Annotated in this window: 21 protein-coding genes; 11 read left to right on the top strand and 10 right to left on the bottom strand. The window is 67.1% G+C overall.

The window, feature by feature from the left end:
- Both sucD and sucC read right to left on the bottom strand, forming a co-directional pair.
- On the bottom strand, positions 1-888 hold the full coding sequence (sucD, locus tag EV645_RS19925; protein WP_130445364.1) for a succinate--CoA ligase subunit alpha: 888 nt from the start codon (positions 886-888) through the stop codon (positions 1-3).
- Between the two features lie 2 nt (positions 889-890).
- Positions 891-2,057, bottom strand: coding sequence for an ADP-forming succinate--CoA ligase subunit beta (gene sucC / locus EV645_RS19930; protein WP_130445365.1), 1,167 nt, complete (start codon positions 2,055-2,057; stop codon positions 891-893).
- A gap of 174 nt (positions 2,058-2,231) precedes the next feature.
- On the opposite strand from sucC, the gene EV645_RS19935 reads away from it, so the two are divergent.
- Positions 2,232-3,596 (top strand): MFS transporter, encoded by a 1,365-nt coding sequence (locus EV645_RS19935; RefSeq protein ID WP_242000523.1) that lies wholly within the window; start codon positions 2,232-2,234, stop codon positions 3,594-3,596.
- A gap of 101 nt (positions 3,597-3,697) precedes the next feature.
- Positions 3,698-4,150: a hypothetical protein gene (locus tag EV645_RS19940; RefSeq protein WP_130445366.1), complete on the top strand. Its 453-nt coding sequence runs from the start codon at positions 3,698-3,700 to the stop codon at positions 4,148-4,150.
- Here EV645_RS19940 and EV645_RS19945 read toward each other — a convergent pair.
- Positions 4,102-4,359, bottom strand: coding sequence for a hypothetical protein (locus EV645_RS19945; RefSeq protein ID WP_130445367.1), 258 nt, complete (start codon positions 4,357-4,359; stop codon positions 4,102-4,104). The two genes, EV645_RS19940 and EV645_RS19945, sit on opposite strands and share 49 nt — an antisense overlap.
- A gap of 131 nt (positions 4,360-4,490) precedes the next feature.
- On the opposite strand from EV645_RS19945, the gene EV645_RS19950 reads away from it, so the two are divergent.
- From EV645_RS19950 to EV645_RS19985, 8 genes are all read left to right on the top strand, one after another.
- Positions 4,491-6,200, top strand: a complete 1,710-nt coding sequence (locus tag EV645_RS19950; RefSeq protein ID WP_130445368.1) for a thiamine pyrophosphate-binding protein — start codon at positions 4,491-4,493, stop codon at positions 6,198-6,200.
- 11 nt (positions 6,201-6,211) lie between these two features.
- Positions 6,212-7,438 carry a formyl-CoA transferase gene (gene frc, locus EV645_RS19955; protein WP_130445369.1) on the top strand — a complete coding sequence of 409 codons (1,227 nt, stop codon included), beginning with the start codon at positions 6,212-6,214 and terminating at the stop codon, positions 7,436-7,438.
- 82 nt (positions 7,439-7,520) lie between these two features.
- On the top strand, positions 7,521-9,662 hold the full coding sequence (locus tag EV645_RS19960; protein ID WP_130445370.1) for an acetate--CoA ligase family protein: 2,142 nt from the start codon (positions 7,521-7,523) through the stop codon (positions 9,660-9,662).
- Positions 9,663-9,729: 67 nt separating this feature from the next.
- A complete protein-coding gene (locus EV645_RS19965; protein WP_130445371.1) occupies positions 9,730-11,229 on the top strand; it encodes an Nramp family divalent metal transporter in 1,500 nt (499 codons plus the stop codon).
- A 2-nt stretch (positions 11,230-11,231) separates the two neighbouring features.
- Complete coding sequence (locus EV645_RS19970; protein ID WP_130445372.1) at positions 11,232-11,780, top strand: hypothetical protein; 549 nt, start codon at positions 11,232-11,234, stop codon at positions 11,778-11,780.
- A gap of 127 nt (positions 11,781-11,907) precedes the next feature.
- The gene (locus EV645_RS19975) at positions 11,908-12,234 is read left to right on the top strand and encodes a PadR family transcriptional regulator (protein WP_130445373.1); all 327 of its coding nucleotides are present in this window, start codon (positions 11,908-11,910) and stop codon (positions 12,232-12,234) included.
- Entirely contained in the window at positions 12,231-12,587 is a 357-nt protein-coding gene (locus tag EV645_RS19980; protein WP_130445374.1) for a DUF1048 domain-containing protein, read from the top strand. The genes EV645_RS19975 and EV645_RS19980 overlap by 4 nt, the downstream gene beginning before the upstream one ends.
- A gap of 1 nt (position 12,588) precedes the next feature.
- Positions 12,589-12,900: a DUF1048 domain-containing protein gene (locus EV645_RS19985; RefSeq protein WP_130445375.1), complete on the top strand. Its 312-nt coding sequence runs from the start codon at positions 12,589-12,591 to the stop codon at positions 12,898-12,900.
- Positions 12,901-12,906: 6 nt separating this feature from the next.
- Here the strand turns inward: EV645_RS19985 and EV645_RS19990 are convergent, their stop codons facing one another.
- The 4 genes from EV645_RS19990 to EV645_RS20005 form a co-directional block, all read right to left on the bottom strand.
- Positions 12,907-13,662 carry a GntR family transcriptional regulator gene (locus EV645_RS19990; protein ID WP_130445376.1) on the bottom strand — a complete coding sequence of 252 codons (756 nt, stop codon included), beginning with the start codon at positions 13,660-13,662 and terminating at the stop codon, positions 12,907-12,909.
- A gap of 76 nt (positions 13,663-13,738) precedes the next feature.
- Complete coding sequence (locus tag EV645_RS19995) at positions 13,739-13,939, bottom strand: hypothetical protein (protein WP_130445377.1); 201 nt, start codon at positions 13,937-13,939, stop codon at positions 13,739-13,741.
- Positions 13,940-14,023: 84 nt separating this feature from the next.
- The gene (locus EV645_RS20000) at positions 14,024-15,184 is read right to left on the bottom strand and encodes an NAD-dependent formate dehydrogenase (RefSeq protein ID WP_130445378.1); all 1,161 of its coding nucleotides are present in this window, start codon (positions 15,182-15,184) and stop codon (positions 14,024-14,026) included.
- A gap of 44 nt (positions 15,185-15,228) precedes the next feature.
- The gene (locus EV645_RS20005; protein WP_130445379.1) at positions 15,229-16,200 is read right to left on the bottom strand and encodes a LysR family transcriptional regulator; all 972 of its coding nucleotides are present in this window, start codon (positions 16,198-16,200) and stop codon (positions 15,229-15,231) included.
- A gap of 167 nt (positions 16,201-16,367) precedes the next feature.
- Here EV645_RS20005 and EV645_RS20010 point away from each other — a divergent pair, with 167 nt between their 5' ends.
- Entirely contained in the window at positions 16,368-17,135 is a 768-nt protein-coding gene (locus EV645_RS20010; protein ID WP_157997113.1) for an alpha/beta fold hydrolase, read from the top strand.
- Here the strand turns inward: EV645_RS20010 and EV645_RS20015 are convergent.
- From EV645_RS20015 to dnaN, 3 genes are all read right to left on the bottom strand, one after another.
- Positions 17,117-18,184: an acyltransferase family protein gene (locus tag EV645_RS20015; RefSeq protein WP_338419148.1), complete on the bottom strand. Its 1,068-nt coding sequence runs from the start codon at positions 18,182-18,184 to the stop codon at positions 17,117-17,119. The genes EV645_RS20010 and EV645_RS20015 overlap by 19 nt on opposite strands.
- 110 nt (positions 18,185-18,294) lie before the next feature.
- Positions 18,295-19,074, bottom strand: coding sequence for a maleylpyruvate isomerase family mycothiol-dependent enzyme (locus EV645_RS20020; RefSeq protein WP_130445382.1), 780 nt, complete (start codon positions 19,072-19,074; stop codon positions 18,295-18,297).
- Positions 19,075-19,131: 57 nt separating this feature from the next.
- Positions 19,132-20,265, bottom strand: a complete 1,134-nt coding sequence (gene dnaN / locus EV645_RS20025; protein WP_130445383.1) for a DNA polymerase III subunit beta — start codon at positions 20,263-20,265, stop codon at positions 19,132-19,134.
- Between the last annotated feature and the right edge of the window lie 136 nt (positions 20,266-20,401).

A 20,401-nucleotide genomic window follows, 5' to 3' on the forward strand; every position in this document is an offset into this window, starting at 1 on the left:
TCAGAGAGCGGCGGGGGTGAGGACGGTGCGGAGCAGGTTGGCGGTCTCGGTGGGGGTCTTGCCGACGCGTACGCCGGCAGCCTCAAGTGCATCTTGTTTTGCGGCCGCCGTACCGGACGAGCCGGACACGATGGCGCCTGCGTGGCCCATCGTCTTGCCCTCCGGCGCGGTGAAGCCGGCCACGTAGCCGACGACCGGCTTGGTCACGTTCTCCTTGATGAACGCAGCCGCCCGCTCCTCGGCGTCGCCGCCGATCTCACCGATCATCACGATCGCGTCGGTGTCCGGGTCGTCCTGGAACGCCTTCAGCGCATCGATGTGCGTGGTCCCGATGATCGGGTCACCGCCGATACCGATCGCCGACGAGAACCCGAAGTCCCGCAGCTCGTACATCATCTGGTACGTCAGCGTGCCGGACTTGCTGACCAGACCGATCCGTCCGGGTCCCGCGATGTCCGCGGGAATGATCCCGGCGTTCGCGCGCCCCGGGCTGATGATCCCCGGACAGTTCGGGCCGATCACCAGCGTCCCGTTGGCTTGCGCGTGGGCGAAGAACGCGGCCGTGTCCTGCACCGGCACGCCTTCGGTGATCACCACGACCAGCGGTACGCCGGCATCGACCGCCTCGATCACAGCGCCCTTGGTGAAACGCGGCGGCACGAAGACCACCGACACATCCGCGTCGGTCGCCTTCACCGCGTCGGCGCACGATCCGTACACGGGGATCGACCGCTTCGCGAAGTCGACCGACAGGCCGCCCTTGCCGGGTGTCACGCCGCCGACGATGTCGGTGCCGGCAGCAAGCATCCGGCTGGTGTGCTTCTGTCCCTCGGACCCGGTCATTCCCTGTACGACGACCCGGCTCTTCTCGGTCAGGAAGATCGCCATCTCTACTGTCCCTTCTCTGCGCCCGGCCCGGCGAGCTCGGCTGCTCGCGCCGCCGCGCCGTCCATCGTGTCGACCACGGTCACCAGCGGATGGTTGGCCTTGGCAAGGATCTTGCGGCCCTCGTCGACGTTGTTGCCGTCCAGTCGCACGACCAGCGGCTTGTCGGCCTGGTCACCGAGCAGCTCGAGCGCCTGCACGATGCCGTTCGAGACCGCGTCGCAGGCGGTGATCCCGCCGAACACGTTCACGAACACGCTGCGGACCTGCTGGTCGGACAGGATGATCCCCAACCCGTTCGCCATCACCTCGGCCGAGGCGCCGCCGCCGATGTCCAGAAAGTTCGCCGGCTTCACGCCGTACTGCGAACCCGCGTACGCGACCACGTCGAGCGTGGACATGACGAGTCCGGCGCCGTTGCCGATGATGCCGACCGAGCCGTCGAGCTTGACGTAGTTCAGGCCCTTCTCGACAGCCGCGGCCTCCAACGGATCGGCCGAGGCGTGATCCGCGAAGGCGGCATGATCCGCGTGCCGGTACGCCGCGTTGTCGTCGAGCGTCACCTTGCCGTCGAGCGCCTCGAGCGAACCATCGGCCAGCTTCACGAGCGGATTCACCTCGACCAGCGACGCATCCTCCGCGACGAACACGTCCCACAACTTCCGTACGACGTCCTGTGCGCCGATCGGGAACCCGGCTGCTGCGACGATCTCGGCCGCCTTCTCGTCGTCGACCCCGACCACCGGATCGATCGACACCTTCGCGATCGCGTCGGGGTTGGTGTGCGCGACCTCCTCGATCTCGACGCCGCCCTCTGTACTCGCGATGCACAGGTACTCGCGGCTGGCGCGGTCGACCAGGAAAGAGAAGTAGTACTCGTCGGCGATGTCCGCGGCCGGGGCGAGCAGCACGCGGTGCACGGTGTGCCCCTTGATGTCCATCCCGAGGATCTCGCCCGCCTTGGCCACCGCCTCCTCGGGCGTCGCGGCGAGTTTCACGCCGCCGGCCTTGCCGCGGCCGCCGGTCTTCACCTGGGCCTTCACCACCACCCGGCCGCCGAGCTCCGTAGCCGCGTCCGCCGCCTCGGCCGGATCCTCGATCACCCGGCCGAGCGTCACGGGGACGCCGTGCCGGGCGAAGAGTTCCTTGGCTTGGTACTCCATCAGGTCCACGTCGCCTCCTCAGTGTGTGCGGACGACTGTATGCGGTATGCAATCTGGTCACAAGAGCCAGGTCGCAACACCCCAGGTCTGGACAGCTGCGGTTCCGGGGGAGTACCACAGACTTCATACGGTATGCAGTAGTCATGGAAATCCAGGTCCGATGACGACCGCGCGGAGCGCGGCATGACACTGTCAGGAGGCGAGATGAATCACGTGGCGCCCCACGATGTACGTGATGTCTACGGCCGGCGGTACCGGATCGGCGAGGATGCCCGCGAGCTGACCGGGCACTCCAGACGCTGGCAACTCTGGGCGGCCTGGGCCTGCATGGTCGCGATCAGCCCGTTGCAATACTCGTTCGGCACGGCCGCACTAGGCTTCGACCGCGGCTGGGGTACGACGCAAACCCTGTGGCTGCTGGCGATCTTTGTCGCCTGCCAGGCGCTGGTCGCGATCCCCGCCGCCTGGATCCAGCGGGTCCGCCGGGCCACACCGACGCAGCTCGTCGTCTTCGGCGGTGCGTTGGCCGCCATCGGTCTCGCGACCTTCGCCCATGCGAACAGCTATGTCGCGGCCGTCTTCGGCTACGCGCTCGTCGGCGGCATCGGTGCAGGTCTGGTGTACTCCGCCTGCATCACCACGTCGGCGCGCTGGTTTCCGGAGCGGCGTACCGCGACGATCGGTTTCGTCACTGGTGGCTTCGCCGTCGGCGCCGTACCGAGTATCGCGCTGCTGGCGATCTTCGAGTCGAGTCAACGGGTTGTCTTCGATGTGACCGCGCTGGTCACGCTGCTGATCGTGCTCGTCGCGGGCGGTCTGCTGAAGGATCCGCCGAGATACTGGTGGCCCGCAGACCTCGACGCGCAGGCGTGGGCGGTCGATCGGAAGCTGAACCGCAGCATCCCGAACAATGCGCCCGCCGTCCGCCACTATCGGCCGGCGGAGGCGATGAGGACCGGCGCGCTGCCGTTGATGTGGTTGCTGCTGGCAATCAGTACTGCGTTGTCGCTGCTCGGTATCGCGTTCGTTGCCGGCTACGCGGTGACGTCTGACTTCGGCCTCGCGATCGCAGGTGCGGCCGCCGGAATGCTTGCCGCCGTCAACGGTCTCGGACGCTCATCAGCAGGACACTTGTCCGACAGGTTCGGCCGCCGGCGAGTGCTGGCCGCCGTACTGATGATCGAAGGCTTCGCGCATGTCGGCCTGGTGATTGCCGGCAGTGGCTGGGCCTTCGTGGTCTGCGCGATGTTCGCCGGGCTGGGCGGTGGTGCGTTCTACGCGATCATGGCCAACCTCGTCCTCGAGTTCTTCGGCGAGAACAGCCTCCTGCAGAACCAGGCCATCCTGTACTCCGCCAAGGCCGTCGGCGGCCTCATCGGCATCGGTGTCGCCGCCTCGCTGATTGCGAGCGTCGGCTACCGACCGCTGTTCCTTGGCGCCGGGCTGCTCGGCCTACTGACCGCACTGAGCGTGCGCCTGCTCAAACAGCCAGGCAGGCCGGCGCTGTCGGTCCGTCAGCAGCTCGGTACGCCGGTGGCGGGCGAGTGAACGGATACGGAGTGGTCCATCGGTCGGATCCCTGCGTGATGGAGCTTGTCTCCCGCCTGGCGCGAGAGCCCTGGACCGATCGTCCTGCGTGCGTACACCCAGTGCTGAGCGCAGTGGCGCGCGCGGTCCATGACCACAGCAGCTCCGCCGGTCGTCGGGAGCTGCTGCCGCTCGCTCCGCTCTTCCTCGACACTGCCTCTCCCGGCTTTGAACCGTCCGCCCGCCTGGTGGCGCTCTGCGTGTCCACCGCGCTGGCGGGCGGCGAACTCGCCGGCGATGAGCGCAGGCGTCTCGGTGCTGCGCATCGGACCGCGCTGCACCTCCTCGGTACGGAGGAACATCCCGCCGGGTCGGCCCGCTGGTGGTTGCCGGTTCTGGGCCATCGGAGCGAGGCCTTCTACCGCACCTTCGTCGCGACGGAACATGCGGCCGAGGCGGTGGCGGTCGCCGCGAGGACGGCGAACGACGTGCGACTCAAGAGCCTCCTGAAGCTGTGCCTCGCGGCTCAGCCCAGCCCCTCGTGCTCGGCGTCGGCCCAGAACTCCGGGTCGTAGTCGCCGTCAGGGATCGCCACGAGCTCGCCTTGATGTGGCGCGCGGACCTGCTGCTCGAGTCGGCGTAGGTCCGCTGTGCACCGCTCCAGATCGTCCAGCAACCGCAGTACGTCGAGATGCGGGCCGATCCGATTCCTCAACGCCATAAGGGATTTCTCCAGGGTGAGGAGTGCGGCGCGGGTCCGTTCGAGTTCCTCGGAAATGATCATCTCAGCCTCCTCGACGCGAACTCTGGACAACCACCATCGCGTGGGATAAGACTACGACTACACCATACGGTATGCAATCTACATTCAAGCCGACGAACGAAGCTCGGCCCCTTCCGAGGAGAGGACTGCAGATGGCGCAGACAGTGTCGGAGACCCAGCCCGTCGCCGAAGTGAAGGAGCCGGAGACCATCTCAGGTGGTCACCTGGTCGCCAAGGCGCTGAAGGCCGAGGGGATCGACGTGATCTTCACGCTCTGCGGCGGACACATCATCGATATCTACGACGGCTGCGTGGACGAAGGCATCGCGGTGGTCGACGTTCGGCACGAGCAGGTCGCCGCGCACGCCGCGGACGGATACGCACGGGTGACAGGTAAACCCGGGTGCGCGGTCGTCACCGCCGGCCCTGGTACGACGGACGCGGTGACCGGCGTCGCGAACGCGTTCCGCGCCGAGAGCCCGATGTTGCTGATCGGCGGCCAGGGCGCACTCAACCAGCACAAGATGGGGTCCCTGCAGGATCTGCCGCACGTCGACCTGATGACGCCGATCACCAAGTTCGCCGCGACCGTGCCGCACACCGCGCGCGCCGCCGACATGGTGTCGATGGCGTTCCGCGAGTGCTACAACGGCGCGCCCGGCCCGTCCTTCCTGGAGATCCCGCGCGACATCCTGGACAACTCGGTCCCGGTCGAGTCCGCGACGGTTCCCGAGGCCGGCCACTACCGCGCATCCACCAAGAGCATCGGCGACCCGGCGAGCATCGAAGCGCTGGCCGATCTGCTGGTGCGGGCCGAGAAGCCCGTCGTACTGCTCGGCACTCAGGTGTGGACCGCTCGCGGCAGCGACGCGGCGACCGAGTTCGTGCGGACCCTCGACGTACCGGCCTTCATGAACGGCGCCGCCCGCGGAACCCTGCCGCCCGGCGACCCGCACCACTTCCACCTGTCCCGTCGGTACGGGTTCAACAACGCCGACCTGATCCTGATCGTCGGTACGCCGTTCGACTTCCGGATGGGGTACGGGCGTCGCCTGCCGAAGAGCGCGACCGTCGTCCAGATCGACATGGACTACCGCACGGTCGGCAAGAACCGCGACATCGATCTCGGCCTGGTCGGCGATCCCGGTGCGATCCTCGCCGCGGTCACGCAGGCGGCATCGGGCCGGCTGCACAAGACCGATCGCAAGGGATGGTTCGCGGAGCTGCGCGCCGAGGAGGACGCGGCGTACCAGAAGCGGCTGCCGCGCCAGCTGTCCGACGCGAACCCGATCCACCCGCTGCGGCTGGCGCACGAGATCAACGAGTTCCTCACCGAAGACTCGATCTACATCGGCGACGGCGGCGACATCGTGACGTTCTCCGGCGGCGTCGTCCAGCCCAAGTCACCCGGCCACTGGATGGACCCGGGACCGCTCGGCACGCTCGGCGTCGGCATCCCGTTCGTGCTCGCGGCGAAGTACGCGCGACCGGACAAGGAGGTCGTCGCGCTGTTCGGCGACGGCGCCTTCTCCTTGACCGGTTGGGATTTCGAGACGCTGGTGCGCTTCAACCTCCCGTTCGTCGGTGTCGTCGGCAACAACTCCTCGATGAACCAGATCCGCTACGGCCAGGAAGCGAAGTACGGCCATGACCGCGGCCGGATCGGCAACACCCTTGGCGACGTCAAGTACGACGAGTTCGCCCGGATGCTCGGCGGGTACGGCGAGGAGGTCCGCGACCCGAAGGACATCGGGCCGGCCATGCAGCGCGCCCGCGAGTCCGGGCTGCCGTCGCTGATCAACGTCTGGGTCGACCCAGACGCGTACGCGCCCGGAACCATGAACCAGACCATGTACAAGTAAGGGGACCCGTCATGACCAAGGCCCTCGAGGGTGTCCGTGTACTCGACATGACGCATGTCCAGTCCGGACCGTCCTGCACCCAGATCCTCGCTTGGCTCGGCGCCGACGTGATCAAGCTCGAGGCACCGACCGGCGACATCACCCGCCAGCAGCTGCGCGACCTCCCGGACGTCGACAGCCTCTACTTCACGATGCTCAACTGCAACAAGCGCAGCATCACGCTGAACATGAAGTCCGACCGGGGCAAGGAGATCTTCTCCGACCTGGTGAAGAACTCCGACATCCTGGTGGAGAACTTCGCCCCGGGCGCGATCGACCGGATGGGCTTCACCTGGGAGCGCCTGCAGGAGCTGAACCCCGGCCTGATCTTCGCGTCGATCAAGGGCTTCGGCCCGGGCCGGTACGAGAACTTCAAGGCGTACGAGGTGGTCGCCCAGGCGATGGGCGGCGCGATGAGTACGACGGGGTTCGAGGACGGACCGCCGACCGCGACCGGTGCCCAGATCGGTGACTCGGGGACCGGGATCCACCTGGTCGCCGGCATCCTCGCCGCTCTGTTCCAGCGGACCCACTCCGGCAAGGGCCAGCGGGTGACCGTGGCCATGCAGGAGGCCGTGCTCAACCTGACGCGGGTGAAGCTCCGTGACCAGCAGCGGCTGACGCATGGACCGCTGAAGGAGTACCCGAACGACAACTTCGGCGACGAGGTGCCGCGCTCGGGGAACGCTTCCGGCGGCGGGCAGCCCGGCTGGGCGGTCCGGACTGCGCCGGGCGGGCCGAACGACTACATCTACGTGATCGTCCAGCCGCCCGGCTGGGCCCCGATCGCCAACCTGATCGGCAAGCCCGAGCTGGCCGAGGATCCCGACTGGTCGACGCCGGCCGCGCGGCTGGACAAGCTCGACAAGATGTTCGCGCTGATCGAGCAGTGGACCGAGCAGCACACGAAGTTCGAGGTGATGGACAAGCTCAACGCACTGAACGTGCCGTGCGGGCCGATCATGTCCACCTCCGAGCTGATCGCGGACGAGACGCTCGCCGACCTGGGCGCGGTGGTCGAGGTGGAGCACCCGCAGCGCGGCACGTTCAAGACCGTCGGCTGCCCGATCAAGCTGTCCGACTCGCCGGTCGAGGTGCAGACCTCACCCGGTCTGGGCGAGCACAACTCCGCAATCTACGGCTCGCTCGGCATCGACACCGCCGAGCTCTCCGAACTCAAAGCCGCCGGCGTCATCTGACCTCATCGTCCTAACGTCCGAAGAACTGAGGGTCATAGCCCACGATTCTTCGGACGTCAGCAGAAGAAGGAGCTTCAGCGCAATGACCTATGACAAGGCAGCAGTCCGGACCATCCTCGACCAGGCTCTGGCGGACGGCCGCACCTCGCTGAGCGCACCCGAGGCCAAGCAGGTCGCCGACGCGTACGGCATCCCGACGCCGGGCGAGGGATTGGCCACGACTGCCGAGGGAGCCGCCGGTCTCGCCGCCGAGATCGGGTTCCCCGTCGTACTGAAGATCGTCTCGCCGGACATCCTGCACAAGACCGAGGCCGGCGGCGTGGTGGTCGGCGTCGACAGCGAGGACGCCGCGCGGGATGCGTTCGACAAGATCCTCGCCAATGCTCGCGCCTACCAGGCCGACGCGGCGATCACCGGCGTACAGGTCCAGAAGATGCTGGTCACCGGCGGTGACGTGCAGGAGGTCATCGTCGGCGCGGTCACCGATCCGACGTTCGGCAAGGTGGTCGCGTTCGGGCTGGGCGGCGTACTGGTCGAGGTCCTGAAGGACGTGACCTTCCGGCTTGCTCCGCTGACGTCGGGCGAAGCGCGGGCGATGGTCGACGGGATCGGCGCACACGAGATGCTCGAGGGTGTTCGCGGTGCGCAGCCGGTCGACAAGGAGGCTGTCGGGGAGCTGATCAAGCGGTTGTCGGATCTGGTCACGGACTTCCCGCAGTTCGCCGAGGTGGACCTGAACCCGGTGCTGGCCGGGCCGGACGGCGCCACCGCGGTGGACTTCCGGATCATCGTGGACGCCGAGGCCGGCAAGCCGGTCGAGCGGTTCAGCCAGGAGGAGATCCTGACCGCGATGACCCGGATCATGCGGCCGCGTGCGGTGGCTGTGATCGGTGCGTCCAACGAGGACGGCAAGATCGGCAACTCGGTGATGAAGAACCTGGTCAACGGCGGGTACGCCGGGGACATCTACCCGATCAACCCCAAGGGCGGCGAGGTTCTCGGGCGGAAGGCCTTCCCCAGCATCTTGGACGTACCGGGTGACGTGGATGTCGCGGTGTTCGCCGTACCGGCCAAGTTCGTCGCCGGCGCGCTCGAGCAGTGCGGGCAGAAGGGTGTCGCCGGCGCGATCCTGATCCCGTCCGGGTTCGCCGAGACGGGCGAGCAGGAGCTCCAGGACGAGGTCGTCGCGATCGCCCGTGAACACAATGTCCGAATCCTCGGGCCGAACATCTACGGCTATTACTATCTGCCCGAGAGTCTGTGCGCCACCTTCTGTACGCCGTACGACGTCCGCGGATCCGTTGCCCTGTCGTCGCAATCGGGCGGGATCGGGATGGCGATCCTCGGCTTCAGCCGGTCCAGCCGGATGGGGGTTTCCGCGATCGTTGGGGTAGGCAACAAGGCCGACATCGACGAGGATGACCTCCTGACCTTCTTCGAGAGCGATGACAACACCAACCTGATCGCCATGCATCTTGAGGACTTGAAGGACGGCCGGGCGTTCGCCGAGACGGCGGCCCGGGTGTCCAAGAAGAAGCCGGTCGTCGTGCTGAAGGCCGGCCGCACGTCCATGGGCGCGCGTGCGGCCAGTTCGCACACCGGCGCCCTGGCCGGCGACGACAAGGTGTACGACGACATCCTGCGGCAGAGCGGGGTGGTGCGGGCGCCGGGGCTGAACGAGATGCTCCAGTACGCCCGCGGTATCCCGCTGCTGCCGACGCCGAAGGGCGAGAACGTCGTCATCATCACCGGCGCGGGCGGTTCCGGCGTACTGCTGTCGGACGCCTGCGTCGACAACGGGCTCACGCTGATGGACATCCCGGCCGATCTGGACGCGGCGTTCCGGACGTTCATCCCGCCGTTCGGTGCCGCCGGCAACCCGGTGGACATCACGGGCGGCGAGCCGCCGTCGACGTACCGGAACGCGGTCGCGCTCGGGCTGTCCGACGAGCGCATCCACGCCCTGATCCTGGGCTACTGGCACACGATCGTGACGCCGCCGATGGTGTTCGCGAAGCTGGTCGCCGAGGTGGTCGAGGAGTTCCGGGCCAAAGGCATCGACAAGCCGGTGGTGGCCTCACTGTCCGGCGACGTCGAGGTCGAGGAAGCGAGTCAGTACCTGTTCGACCACGGTGTGGTCGCGTACCCGTACACCACCGAGACGCCGGTCCAGGTCCTCGGTGCCAAGTACCGCTGGGCCCGCAACGCCGGTCCGCTCGGCTGATTGGAGGAAATGCGCGCGCGGGGGAGGAGTTTGATCCGCTAGTTGGCGTCGATGTAAGGAGTCCGCCTTGGACGTCACGAGCAAGACCTCAGAAGTTCCCGAAGAGCCGGCCGCGGCAGCTGTGACCGAGAAGGTCTGGAAAGCGGGCAGGCTCGAACCGATGCCGATCCGGAAGCTTCCGGACGCACCACCGTCCATGCACATCCTCGGCCCGACCGTGTTCCTGGTCGCGCTGGGAGTGGGCATCGGCGAGTCGTACATGTGGCCCCGGCTCGTCCTGGTGTTCGGGCCGGACATCCGCTGGTTGTTCATGATCGGTGTCACGCTGCAGGCCTTCATCCTGCTGGAGATGGCCCGGTATGCGATGGCGACGGGGGAGAGCATCTTCTTCGGCGCTGCCCGCATCTTCAAACCGCTGATGTGGTTCTTCTACGCGGCGGCGATCCTCATCTACATGTGGCCGGGTCACCTGTCCGCCGGCGCGGGCGCGTTCGAGGAGATCACCGGCATACCCTGGCAGGTCTCCGCGTGCGTGGCTCTGGTGCTCGTCGGCGTCCTGTTCAGCATGCTGTCGGTGATCTACAACTTCCTCGAGAAGCTGCTCGGTCTGCTGATCGGCCTGCTCGTCGTCGGTACGTCGGTGATCGCGGCGATCGTCGGCAGCTGGGACGACGTGGCGAAGACGCTCGGCGGCATGTTCGCCGTCGGGTACTTCCCGCACGACGCGATGAACTCGACCTGGTTCCCGGTCGTGGTCGGCGCGTGTGCCTTCGCCGGGCCGTCCGGGATGCAGCAGATGTGGTACACGCTGCAACTGCGGGACAGCGGCGCCGGTATGGGTGCGCACATCCCGAAGATCCGCGGACTGCGGACCGCGGGGGAGGCCGAGTCGATGCCGTCGCGCGGCTTCATGTTCGACACCGAGGATCCGGCCGAGATGGCCAAATGGAAGGGCTGGCGCAAGTGGGTCACGTTCGACGCGATCCTGCTCTTCTGGGGGATCACGATGCTGGTCACGATCTCGTTCACCGTGCTCGCGATGGCGGCGGCGCGGGAGAACCCGAACGTGGCCGAGCTGATCCAGGGCGGTGACCGGGAAGCGGCGCTGAAGGCGATGTCCGACGCGTTCGCCGCCGCGGGTTCGCCGATCCTGGGCACGTTGTTCTTCGCCTTCATCGCCTTGATCGGCCTGAACGCGACGCTGGGTCTGTTCGACTCGTTCTCGCGCGGCCAGGCGGACATGACGTACTACTTCGTGCCCGGTGCGAAGCGGTTCAGCATGTCGCGGCTGTACGCCGGGTTCCTGTGGGGCGTGATCCTGTTCGGGATCCTGATCCTGCTGTTCGGTCCGGCCGACGGTCCGGCCGGGATCCTGGACACGCTGGCGTTCCTGTCCACGTTCGCGATGGGTGCGTACTGCATCGTGCTGCTGCTCACGAACAACATGCTGCTGCCGAAGAAGATCCGGCCGGGTCCGGTCCGGAACGTGATCATCGGCTTCGGCGCGGTGTTCTACCTGGGCATGCTGTTCTACTGCCTCTTCCGCTTCGGCGTGGCAGTGGGCTGACCATGACTCAGACAGCCGACGTGAAGCAGTTGGCGGAGTTCAGCGTCCCGGCCCTGTCGGTCGGCGCCGCTGCGGGGTTGATCGCCGGAGGGCTGGCAGCGTTCGTCGGCCAGCCCGCCGGCTGGGCGGTGGTCACCGGGCTCGGACTCGGCGTACCGCTGATGCTGTTCGGCGCCGGGTACGCCGTACTGCTCGCCCTGGGCAAGGTCCCCGCCGGGGTGTTCGCGCCGGCGGCGGTCTACTGGGTGATCGGGTTCCCGCTCTCCCTGTTCGTCCACGCGATCGTCACGGAGTGGGCGGTGACCGGCACCCCCGGCGTACCGCCCGATCCGTGGAAGTTCCTCGCCTTCCGTGCCTTGATCAGCATGGGCTTCGCGATCGGCTTCCTCTGGATGCACGAACAACTCGGCCGCCACTGGTGGCCGCGCATCCTCGACCGCAACCAGTACGCGCGCCGGGTGGTCGAACAGTATGTCCACCTGGCCGCGGCACTGGAGGCCCGTAAGGCCGCCACCGGGCGGGGTCGGGTCCGCAACAAACGCACTGCCTGATTCCCCTGCCAGTCGCCCGCAACCCTTCTTGGGGGTTGCGGGCGACTGTTTGCGTTGGTGGTGCGGTACTCGGTGATACCGTATAGTGGTACTCGGTGATACGGAGTACTGAGAGGACTGGCTCGGGATGGACGACCTGACGGAGATGTTGAAGGGCACGCTGGAGGGTTGTGTGCTCGAGATCATCGGCCGCGAGGAGACCTACGGGTACGTCATCACGCGTCAGCTCAACGAGCTCGGGTTCGCCGATGTCATCGAGGGGACCGTCTACACGATCTTGTTGCGGCTGGAGCGGAACGGGCTGGTGCAAGTGACGAAACGGCCGTCCGGGATGGGGCCGCCGCGCAAGTTCTATTCGCTGAACGCCGCGGGGCGCGCGGAGCTCGGGAAGTTCTGGGCGAAATGGGAGTACCTCTCATCGCGAATCGACAAACTCAAGGAGGGTGGGAGATGAGTTTCTGGGACACGATCACCGGCAACGACCTCACCAGGGAATACAAGGCGTTCGAGGTCCGGGCCGCGGCGTTGCCGGCCGACTATCGGGCCGCCTGGGAGCAGATCAAGGCCCACCTGTCGCCGTACTCAGGTTTCACGGGTCGCAACCTGATGCCGATCCTCGACGGAGCTCTGGGCTTGCTCGAAGAGACGGCGGCCGATGGGCAGAGCATCGACGACGTACTGGGTGATGACATCGCCGGCTTCTGTGCGGCGCTGGCCGGCGGTGAAGGCGCTCGCAGCTATCGCGACCGCTGGCGCGAGCAGTTGAACCGCAATGTGGCAAGGAAACTGGGCCGGCTAGGAGACTGACGTGGGCATCCAAGACATCATCGAAGGCAAGAAGCAGTGGCGAGCCCACCTGGCACGAGTCAAGGCGCTCCCGCCGAATTACCAGATCGTCTACAAGGAGATCCAGAAGTACCTGTTCAAGGTCGGCCCGACCGACCTGACCGAAGGAAACCTGCTCTCCGGAATCGTCGATTTCTTCGAGGAAGGCGTCGCCGCCGGTAAGGGAGTCATCGAACTGATCGGGCCGGATGTCGCTGCCTTCTGCGACGACCTGATCAAGGACTCCCGCACCTACGCCGACATCTACCAGGAATCTGTCGCCAAGAAGAAGTGACCGTCGTCAGGTGGTGCGGCGTCGGCGGCGGGGAGCAGCTTCCGGCTCGGGGGTTTCCGCGGGCTCTGCGCCGGACTGGAGGTCGTGGTAGGCCTTGCGGGTGTGTTCGGTGTGTTCCCGCATGATCTGGGCGGCTTTGTCTTCGTCGCCTTCACTGATGGCCTTCACCAGACGGTTGTGTTCGCGCCAGGAGGCCGCACCGCGGACCGGGGCGACCGGCGTGTAGTACCAGCGGACCCGCCGGTCCACCTGGGCGGCGAAGTCGACCAAGAAGCGGTTGCCGGACATCTCGGTGATGAGGCTGTGGAGCTCGCCGTTGGTGCGGACGGTGCCGTCGATATCGCCGGACTCCTGGTACGCCGTGCCGACCTTGCAGAGCTCGCGCAGACGAGCGACGTCTTCCTTCGTCGCGTGGCGGGCGGCGAGGCGGGCGGACTCGGACTCCAGGGCCGCGCGGGCCGCGAGCAACTGGTCGACCTCGTCCTCGGCGGGAACGTGCACCATCGCGCCGAAACCGGGGCGCAGGTCCACCCAGCCCTCGTTGTTCAGGCGCTGCAACGCCTCTCGCACCGGTTGCCGGGAGACGCCCAGCAGACCGGCGAGCTCGACCTCGACCAGGTGGCGGCCGCGCTCGAGGGTGCCGTCGATGATCATCTCGGTCAGGGCCTCGTACACCGACTCCCGCAACGGCGTCGGCCGCTTGACGTGCCGCACCCCGGCCGGTTCCGCACCTGCCCCTGGCCCTGCGCTGATCGTCGTCATGAGGTCCCTTCCCGAATACAGCACGGCACTTGGTAGACAGTCTACCAAGTGCCATGCCCTGACATATTGCCGCCGCTCAGGCGGCCGACTCGTCGGCCCGACGGTCGTCGTCGCGCGCGGCAGTGACGTCGCCGGTGGACTGGCCGGTCACCTCGCCGGTCAGCTTGGCGAGCTCTGCGTCCAGGTCGAGCGGGTTGGACAACTCCTGCTGCAGCTCCGGAGCATCCGGGAACTGCGGGCGAGCCGCCAGAGCGCCGAACCTACGTGTGAAGATCATTTCTACCCTTCCTTGAATTCTGGCTTCTGTATACATTCAACCAGGTGTACTGACCGGTTATGCCCGCGTCTCACGTGATCCGGCTTACACCCGGGTCGAGTACGAATGCGCTCCGGCACCGGCCAATTGCCCGCCGTCGACGATCAGGTACTCGTCGCGGATCGGCGTACCGGTAAGCCATGACTCAAGGATCTCCCGGGTACCCGCGGCGTACCGGGTCTGCGCGGACAGCGATGAGCCGGAGATGTGCGGCGTCATGCCGTGGTGCGGCATCGTCCGCCACGGGTGGTCGGCCGGCGCGGGCTGCGGGTACCAGACGTCACCGGCGTACCCGGCCAGCTGACCGCTTTCCAGGGCCCGGACGATGGCGTCGGGGTCGGTGATGCGAGCCCGCGCGGTGTTGATCAGGTATGTCCCGCGCTTCATCGTCCCGAGCAGCTTGTCGCCGAACAGCCCCTCGGTCTCCGGGTGCAGCGGGGCGTTGATCGTCACCACGTCGCAGTGCGGCACCATGTCGGCCGCGCTCGGGTGGAAGGTCAGCCCGAGCTCACGCTCGACCGACTCCGGCAGGCGGTGCCGGTCGGTGTAGTGCAGCTTCACGTCGAAGGGAGCCAGCCGGCGCAGTACGGCGGTCCCGATCCGGCCGGCCGCGACCGTACCGACGTGCATGCCCTCGAGGTCGTACGAGCGGGCCACGCAGTCCGCGATGTTCCAGCCACCATCCAATACCGTTTGGTATGCCGGGATGTAGTTGCGGACGAGGCCGAGGATCATCATCACCACGTGCTCGGCGACGCTGATGCTGTTCGAATAGGTGACCTCGGCAACGGTCATGCCGTGCTTGATCGCCGCGTCCAGGTCGACGTGGTCCGAGCCGATGCCGGCGGTGATCGCGAGCTTCAGCTTCGGCGCCTTCGCGATCCGCTCGGCGGTCAGGTACGCGGGCCAGAATGGTTGCGAGATCACCACATCGGCGTCGGGCAGCTCACGATCGAGCACCGAGCCGGCGCCCTCCTTGTCGGAGGTGACGACCAGCGTGTGGCCCTGGCTCTCGAGGAATTCGCGCAGCCCGAGCTCGCCGGACACGCTGCCGAGCAGGGCGCCCGGCGTGAAGTCGATCGCCTTCGGCGAGGGTGCGGTCTGACCGCCGGGGTAGCCGTCGATGGTCGGGATGTCGTCCCGCGCGTACGTCGTCGGGTGGCCGGTCGTCGGGTCGTCGTACAGGACGCAGACAATCTTCGCCATGATGGGAATCTCCTTGTTCTGAAGGGATTTCCACCATCGCGGTGTCACGGCCCGACGGTCAAAGACTTGCTCGCTATGTCGAGATAGCCGGAATCCATCAGATGCACGTCGAGTAGATCGTCGAGGGCTTTGTGTACGCCGGCCTGCCGCGCGACATCGAGCAACGCCCGCGCCAGAACAGGCTCCGGACTGCGTGCCGCGATCACCAGGCCGACCCGCGGCCCGTGCGCCGGACCCTTGAGCGGTACGACGCGCATCCCGTCCGGTACGCCGAACATGTGCAACCAGGCGTGCGAGATCACGGTCGACCAGTGACTGCCGTGCAGATGGCTGTACAACCCGGACACGGTGTCGCTCTCGATGGCCGGCGTCGCGGTCACGCCGTCGTCGGTGAAGTAGCCGTTCATGATCCGGCGGTTGCGCATGTCGGGGGAGAGCAGGCAGAGCGGCAGTTCGGCGACCTCCGCCCACGTCGCGACCGGTTGGTCGGCGAGCTTCGAGTGGGTCGGAGTCAGCAGCAGGTAACGCTCCTCGTACAGCGGCGTCTTGCGCACCTGACCGAGCGTGTCGTCGTCGAGATACGTCATCGCGACATCGAGGTCGAACTCGGCGAGCTTCTGCGTGATGTCGCGCGACGACAGCGATTCCAGCGTCACCCGGGCATTGGTATGCCGTTCGCAGAAAGGTGTCGTGAGCAACGAAACCACCGGCATCGCGGTCGGGATCGCGCCGAGCCGAAGCGTGCCGTTGAGCCCGCCGCGCATCACCGACAACTCGTGCCGCAGCGCGTCCTGCTCGGCGAGGATGCGCTGCGCCCAGAGCAGCACCCGCTCGCCCTCGGGCGTCAGGCCCTCGAACCGCCGGCCGCGGCGCACGATCGGTACGTCGAGCTCCTGCTCGAGCTTGCGGATCGCGGCCGACAGCGACGGCTGGGAGACGTAACAGGCTTCCGCCGCCCGGGCGAAATGCTTCTCGCGGGCGAGGGCGACGAGGTACTCCAGCTGGCGGAGCAGCATCAACGAACCCGGGATGGTGTGCAGTCGCCTGTATACATAATCCAACTGTAGTGAGGTGCGCCGTCGCCCGAAAGATCTCGGCGTGTTGTGATGTGGATCACAGGGTGTCTTTCCGGCACGGATCCGTTCGACGGATGGGCAGAGATCTCTCTGGCAAAGGAGCTGTGATGCAGAAGGTGGTTTCCAAGGACGGCACCGAACTCGCGTACGACACGTACGGCAGCGGGCCGGGCCTGGTACTCGTCGCGGGCGGGTTCACCGAGCGCTCGCGGTACGTCGACGACGCCAAGGCGCTGTCGTCGGCGTTCACCGTGGTGAACTACGACCGGCGTGGTCGCGGTGACTCCGGCGACACCCTGCCGTACGCGGTGGAGCGTGAGTGGGAGGACCTGGAGGCGATCCGCTCGGCGACAGGTGCGCAGTACGCCTGCGCCTACTCGTCCGGGTCGATGGTGCTGCTGCAGGCCGGACTGCCGTTCGAGAAGCAGGCGATGCTGGAGCCGCCGTTCCGGGTCGACGGAGCACCGCAGGCGCCGGACCGGTACATCGAGCGGCTGCAGGAGTTCGTCGACGCCGGGAATCCCGGTGGGGCGGCTGAGCTGTTCATGGTCGAGGCAGTCGGCCAGCCGAAGGAGGCGGTCGACCAGATCCGGCAGACGCCGATGTGGGCCGGCATGGAGGCGATCGCGCACACCCTTGTGTACGACGGCCTGCAGATGGGCGACAGTGCCGTACCGCGTGGCCTGCTGGCGTCGGTCGACGTACCGACGTTGGCGATGTACAGCAACGCCAGTCCGGACTGGTTGAAGGACGCGGCGCGGCAGGCGGCCGAGGCGCTCCCGCACGGGACGCTGGAGGGACACGACGGGACGTTCCACACGCTGCCGCCGGAGACGATGGCGCGGGTGCTGACGGGCTACTTCCTGAGTGCGTAAACCGGTGGGACCCGGCCGAGCAGGCGTTTGAGGCGTGGCGCGAGCGGCTGCTCGACGCCGTAGTGCAGTGCGGCCGCAATGCCGGTCATCAGCAGCATCGTGGCGGCGACCAGGAGGACGTGGTTCACCTGGTCGCCGAGGCGCTCGAAGATGATGAAGCCGATGTGCGCGTGGACGAGGTAGAGCGGGTAGGTGAGTGCGCCGAGGACCGCGAACCACGGGCGGCCGAGGCGATGCGTCAGCCTCAGCGCGACGGCCATCATGACGGCGAAGATCGTGATGATGATTGCGACGACGGCGGTCCGGTGGATCTCGGTGTGGTAGCGGATGCCGACGCGGTCCGCGAACCCGATGCCGCGGTAGATCGCGTTGCCGAGCGCGATCGCGACGATGGCGAGGGTCTGTCGCGTGGCGCCGTACCGGTGGATCAGGCAGAGCGCCATACCGGCGATGAAGTAGTGCGAGAACTGGGTGTTGAGCACCAGGTCGGTTGCGTGCGGCAACAGTCCGGTCTGGAAGACGAGCGTCGCCCCGAGCCACGCCCAACAGAAGATCGTGACTCGGCGCGCGGTGATGCCGATCCAGGTCAGGACCAGGATCATCGCGTAGAACCTGACCTCGGCCCACAGCGTCCAGTAGACGACGTCGACGTTCTGGATGTTCGGCAGCGAGTTGAGCATCGTCAGATTCGCCAGGTACTGCTGGAGTGTGACCGGGAATCGTCCTTGGCTGAAGGCGACGGACACGAACGCCGTGAGGCTGACGGCGATCCAGTACGCCGGATAGAGCCGGACCGCCCGTGAGACCACGAACGACCGCGGGCTGCGATCCCACGCGCTGAGCAGCACGACGAATCCGCTGATCGTGAAGAACAGGTCGACCCCGAGATACCCGTACCGCGCGACGACGTCCACGTGCGGGAAATGCATCGCGGACGTGCCATCGGCGTACGAGGAGAACAGGTAGTGGTACGCCATCACCGAGAACGCCGCGAAGATCCGCAACAAATCAACCTCATGGAGCCGTCCCCGCGAGCCTTCCACATCCACCCTTCCGCCGCGCTTCCGGCTCCACTACATCGCACCAGCCGACCACAATCGTCAGCCCACAGCACGATTCACTCCTCCGACCTACGGATGATTCGGGGCTAGCGGCAACGTCATCCGAAGCTGACGCGGTCCAGGTAGTAGTTGAGGAGGTGCTCGTCGCCGGCCACGTCGGTCCCGCCAGCGCGGCGCTTGTACAGCCGCAGGAGTAGCTCAGTCACGGGACCTCGGACGATAACTGCGGCGGGCTCATCGCTGTGTCGCCAGTGGATCACGTCCCCGGTCAGGTCGACCACCCAGGACTGCTCCGGTGCGGCGAACTTCAGCGTCCGGCCGGGGGCGAGCAGCTCGCGCATCCACGGGTGGACCTCGAAGTGGAACGGGAGGGCACCGAGCTCCATCCACTCGTCGATCCCGTCCGCGGCGGCCTCGGGATCCAGCGCGTACTCGACGCCGAACGCGAGGGCGGCGTCGGCGCGATGCACCGCGGTCTCGTGGGCCATCCGGCGCGCGGTGAACCGTGTGGTCGGGTTGTCGATCGGCATCTTGATCGGTACGTCGGGGCCCGCTGTGCGCAGCGCCTCCGCCAGCTCACCGGCACCGGCCACGATCCAGTCGGTGAGCTCATGGAGCGCGTCATCGGTGCAGTCGGCCGGGTCGGAGTACCAGTGCGTCGGGTCGCGGAACTCGTCCTCCGGCGGTGCCTCGCCCGTCCGCGCGACGACCGTAGCCTCGTGATGGGCCCCACCGACGTGGCGGACGAGTTGCCCGACGTTCCACCCAGGACACGACTGGACCGCCGTACGCAGATCTTTGCCCGGCCTGCCGGTCAGATGTCCGGCCAGCAGCTCGGCCTGCTCGACGATCAGCTCGCAGTGCCGCTCGTACTCCATCTGCTTCTCCTCCGCCTCGGTTGTCCTATGGTCGGAGCAGGGCAGCGCCGATTGACATCAGGTCGGTAGGCGCATGGGCATCAGGATGTAGGCGGAGTCCGGCGTGGGTGTGTCGTCGGGGGCGCGGAGGCCGGTCAGGTTGGCCGGCTTGGTGGTCTGGGTGAAGGCGAAGTGTGCGATCGGCGTGCCGAGGGAGCCGAGTCCGTCGAGCAGGTAGCCGGCGTTGAAGCCGGTGACCACTGGCTCGCCGGTCAGCGTGACCTCGACGGACTCCGACGCCTGGGCCTCTTCACCGTTGCCGGCGTCAAGCGTCGCCAGGCCGTCGGCGAACGTGAGCCGCACCGGCGCCGACCGCTCAGCCACCAGCGCGACCCGCTTGACCGCTTCGACGAGCGCGGCGGTGTCCACGGTCACTGTGCTGGTGATCGCGTTCTCCGCCGGGATCAGGCTGCGGACCCTCGGGAACTCGCCGTCGATCAGCCGGCTGGTCGCATGCCGGCCGCCGCCTTCGAACCCGATCAACCCGTCCCCTGTGCGCGTCGAACCGAGCGCAAGCGTGAGCTCATGACCGGTCATCGCCTTAGCCACCTCGGCGAGCATCTTCGCGGGGACCAACGCGTTGGCCTCGGCGCCGGCATCGACCGGCTCCCACGGGAACGACCGCAGCGCCAATCGGTATCGGTCGGTGGCAAGCAAGGAAATCGTCGAACCACGGATCTCGACCCGAATCCCGGTGAACACCGGCAGCGTGTCGTCCCGGCCGGCCGCGCTCACCACCTGCGAGACGGCTCGCGCGAACACATCCCCGTCGACCGCTCCACTCGCCTGAGGAATCTCCGGCAGCGGCGGATACTCATCGAGCGGCAGAGTGTGCAGCACGAACCGAGCCGCACCGCTACTCACCTGAACCCGAGCCGCCTCACCGCTCAGATCCACCGAGTCGCGCGGCATGCTGCGGCAGATGTCCGACAGCAGCCGCCCGGAAACCAGCACCCGCCCCTCGTCGGCCACCTCGGCCGGCACACTCACCCGCGCTGAACTCTCGTAGTCGAACCCGGCCAACGTCACCTGCCCGTCCGCCGCCTCGACCACCATCCCGGCCAGGATCGGCACACTCGGCCGACTGGGCAACCCACGCGCCACCCATCCAACCGCCTCAGCCAGCACCTCACGCTCGACTCGCACCTTCATGCCGCACTCCTCCCCATCTCGAAGTACGACTCAATCAGCAGCCACCGACATTAATGATGGTTGGGCTCTGGGCGCCGTGGCTCGTCCGCCGACTGTCGCCCTGCTGGGTTGACTGCAAATTGGTCCGTCCGGTGCT

It is taken from the genome of Kribbella rubisoli, assembly GCF_004217145.1.
Classification (GTDB): Bacteria; Actinomycetota; Actinomycetes; order Propionibacteriales; family Kribbellaceae; genus Kribbella; species Kribbella rubisoli.

Bases quoted from the DNA above. Each gene is read 5' to 3' on its own strand.
- EV645_RS20020 (WP_130445382.1), bottom strand. From the start codon at position 19,074: ATGGAGTACGAGCGGCACTGCGAGCTGATCGTCGAGCAGGCCGAGCTG.
- EV645_RS19945 (WP_130445367.1), bottom strand. From the start codon at position 4,359: ATGATCATTTCCGAGGAACTCGAACGGACCCGCGCCGCACTCCTCACC.
- EV645_RS19970 (WP_130445372.1), top strand. From the start codon at position 11,232: ATGACTCAGACAGCCGACGTGAAGCAGTTGGCGGAGTTCAGCGTCCCG.
- EV645_RS20005 (WP_130445379.1), bottom strand. From the start codon at position 16,200: ATGCTGCTCCGCCAGCTGGAGTACCTCGTCGCCCTCGCCCGCGAGAAG.
- EV645_RS20010 (WP_157997113.1), top strand. From the start codon at position 16,368: ATGCAGAAGGTGGTTTCCAAGGACGGCACCGAACTCGCGTACGACACG.
- EV645_RS19975 (WP_130445373.1), top strand. From the start codon at position 11,908: ATGGACGACCTGACGGAGATGTTGAAGGGCACGCTGGAGGGTTGTGTG.
- EV645_RS19990 (WP_130445376.1), bottom strand. From the start codon at position 13,662: ATGACGACGATCAGCGCAGGGCCAGGGGCAGGTGCGGAACCGGCCGGG.
- frc (WP_130445369.1), top strand. From the start codon at position 6,212: ATGACCAAGGCCCTCGAGGGTGTCCGTGTACTCGACATGACGCATGTC.
- dnaN (WP_130445383.1), bottom strand. From the start codon at position 20,265: ATGAAGGTGCGAGTCGAGCGTGAGGTGCTGGCTGAGGCGGTTGGATGG.
- EV645_RS19935 (WP_242000523.1), top strand. From the start codon at position 2,232: ATGACACTGTCAGGAGGCGAGATGAATCACGTGGCGCCCCACGATGTA.
- EV645_RS20000 (WP_130445378.1), bottom strand. From the start codon at position 15,184: ATGGCGAAGATTGTCTGCGTCCTGTACGACGACCCGACGACCGGCCAC.
- sucD (WP_130445364.1), bottom strand. From the start codon at position 888: ATGGCGATCTTCCTGACCGAGAAGAGCCGGGTCGTCGTACAGGGAATG.
- EV645_RS19995 (WP_130445377.1), bottom strand. From the start codon at position 13,939: ATGATCTTCACACGTAGGTTCGGCGCTCTGGCGGCTCGCCCGCAGTTC.
- EV645_RS19980 (WP_130445374.1), top strand. From the start codon at position 12,231: ATGAGTTTCTGGGACACGATCACCGGCAACGACCTCACCAGGGAATAC.
- EV645_RS19960 (WP_130445370.1), top strand. From the start codon at position 7,521: ATGACCTATGACAAGGCAGCAGTCCGGACCATCCTCGACCAGGCTCTG.
- EV645_RS19950 (WP_130445368.1), top strand. From the start codon at position 4,491: ATGGCGCAGACAGTGTCGGAGACCCAGCCCGTCGCCGAAGTGAAGGAG.